Annotated in this window: 2 protein-coding genes and 1 pseudogene; 2 read left to right on the top strand and 1 reads right to left on the bottom strand. The window is 76.1% G+C overall.

Annotated features, from left to right (window positions below; all coding sequences use genetic code 11):
• Window positions 1-252: pseudogene (locus FNQ90_RS19670) on the bottom strand (Clp protease N-terminal domain-containing protein); the annotation flags it as partial.
• A gap of 215 nt (window positions 253-467) precedes the next feature.
• On the opposite strand from FNQ90_RS19670, the gene FNQ90_RS19665 reads away from it, so the two are divergent.
• Window positions 468-1,811: a sensor histidine kinase gene (locus FNQ90_RS19665; protein ID WP_182607579.1), complete on the top strand. Its 1,344-nt coding sequence runs from the start codon at window positions 468-470 to the stop codon at window positions 1,809-1,811.
• On the top strand, window positions 1,808-2,465 hold a 658-nt coding region (locus tag FNQ90_RS19660), incomplete at its 3' end, for a response regulator (RefSeq protein ID WP_182607578.1). The genes FNQ90_RS19665 and FNQ90_RS19660, both read left to right, overlap by 4 nt.

Here is a 2,465-nt window from a genome sequence, read left to right as displayed (position 1 = left end):
GGAAGGGGTGAAGCGCTTCTGCGCGGCCTGACGGGTGACGCCCATGCTGCGGCCGATGTCGGTCCAGGAGGCGCCGGAGCGGCGGGCCCGGTCCACGAAGTGACCGATCAGGTGGTCGGCCACCTCCCCGAGGTGCTCGCCGGCGATGACGGCGGCGGAGAGGCGGTCGAGGGTGTCGGTGTGCGTGCGTTCCACGGCCTGGATCAGGTCGTCCAGACGTACCGGACGGGAGGGGGTGATGGGGTTCGTCATGCTGTCAACCTAGAGTTGACAGTGAAGGGTGTCAACCCTGGGTTGACAGCGGGTGGTGCCCCGCAGCTTGCGCCGGTGTCCCCCGATCGGGGGACACCGGCTGTCGGTCGACCGCGGGCCGGCGCCCGGTGACGGCGGCCCGCGAGCATGGGGCCGGGGCCCGGGGAGGACGCCGGAACCACCGGCACCCGGGCCCTCGGAAGGGGGCAACGGCCGTGGAGGACGCCGCACGACAGGACGCCCGGGGAGGGCCGGCCCGGGAGTACCGGGTGAACGTCCGCCGGTGGTGGGACGGGGTGGTGCCGTTGGTGGCGCTGGGTACCCTCGCCCTCTCCCTGTTCGTCGAACCCGTGCACGCCGCCCATCCGTGGGGACCGGCGGTCTGCTCGGCGCTGCTCGTCATCGTGTACGCGCTCGGGGTGCGCGGGGCGCTCACCACCCGGTTGGCGGACCCGCCGCCGCGCGGGGCACGGGCGGTGCCGACCCGGGTGCTGCTGCCGGTGATCGCGGTGGCGGCGGCCTGCTTCGGCCCCGCCGCGCTGATGCTCCAACCGGTCGTCCTGCCCCTGGTGTGGACGTTCTCCGGCACCGTCCGCCGAGCCCTGGTCGTCACCGTTCCGACCGTTCTCGGCCTGGGCACGGCGGCTGTCCTCGGGCCGTGGCTCATCAACCGGTTCATCCTCGACACCGACCCCGCCGGGGGAGACCCGTGGACGGTCGGCGTGCTCCAGATCGCCGTCCTGGTCTTCGGCACGGCCTCCGGCGCGTGGATCACCCATCTGGGGCATTGGGGCGCCGAACGGAACCGGCTGTTGGAGGAGGTGCGGGAGTCCCGACGGGCCGAGGCGACCGCCCACCGGGAGGCGGGGGCGGCGGCCGAGCGCGAGCGCCTCGCCCGCGAGGTGCACGACACCATCGCCCAGCACCTGACCGGCATCGTCGTCCTCGCCCAGCGGGCGCGCGGCGGGGAGGCCGTCGCGGGAGAGACGGCCGGCGCCGGCGACGAGGACCCCGGCATCCCCGAACTCATCGAGACCACCGCCCGGGAGGCGCTGGAGGAGGCGCGTGCCCTGATCGCGGCCAACGCCGCCCCGCCGCACGGCGACGGCCTGGCCGACTCCCTGGTCCGCCTCGGTGAGCGGTTCCGCCGGGAGACCGGCCTGCCGGTCGCCGTGACCGCCACCGGCCCCACCGACCGGCTCGGTCGCGACCGGGAGGTACTGCTGTTGCGCTGTGCGCAGGAGGCGATGGCCAACGTCCGCAAGCACGCCGCCGCGCACCGCGTCGACCTCACCCTCCGCGTCACGCACGGGGAGGCCGTCCTGACGGTCCTCGACGACGGCCGGGGTGCGCCGGCCGATGCCCCCGACACCGGGCCCGGCTTCGGCCTGCCGGGAATGCGTGACCGACTCCTGCCGACCGGTGGGGAGCTGACGGTGGGCCCGCCGGAGGACGGCCGCACCGGCACCCTGCTGACGGTCCGCCTGCCTCTCGGGGAGGCGCGCGGGACCCCGGACCTCGCGGCCCCTGCCACGGCCGGCCGGGGAGGGAGCGCGTGAGGGCCGGGCCGGGTGCCGGGCCCGTCCGGGTGCTGGTCGTGGACGACCACCCGATCGTCCGGGAGGGCCTGGTGGCACTCCTGGACCGGGCCGACGGCGTCGAGGTGGTCGGCGCGGCCGGTGACGGGGAGCAGGCGGTGGCGCTCGTCGCCGCCCGCTCCCCCGACGTGGTCCTGATGGACCTGCGGATGCCCGGCTGGGACGGGGTCGCCACCACCGCCCGGATCACCGCCGACCATCCCGGCGCGCGGGTCCTGGTCCTCACCACCCGGGAGAGCGACCACGACATCCTCGGCGCGGTCGAGGCCGGGGCCCGGGGCTACCTGCTGAAGGCGGCGCCGGGGGAGGAGATCGTGGCCGGGGTGCGGGCGGTGGCCGCCGGCGAGACGGCGCTCTCACCCCCGGTCGCCGCCCGACTGGTCGCCCGGGCCCGGGGCGGGGGGAGCCGCCCCCGGCTCTCGGCCCGCGAGCGGGAGGTGCTGGGGCTCGTGGCCGAGGGGCTCGGCAACCCCGACATAGCCCGCCGTCTTTTCATCGGGGAGGCCACGGTGAAGACCCACCTGGCCAGGATCTTCGCCAAGCTCGGGGTGGACGACCGCACCCGGGCCGTCACCCGGGCGCTGGAGTGCGGCATCCTCCCACCCCCTCCGGCTG

Origin of the sequence: Streptomyces alkaliphilus (assembly GCF_014141535.1) — a bacterium.
Taxonomy (GTDB): Bacteria; Actinomycetota; Actinomycetes; order Streptomycetales; family Streptomycetaceae; genus Streptomyces; species Streptomyces alkaliphilus.
Note: the sequence above shows the minus strand (reverse complement) of the source record. Positions and strands in the feature narration are given on the sequence as shown.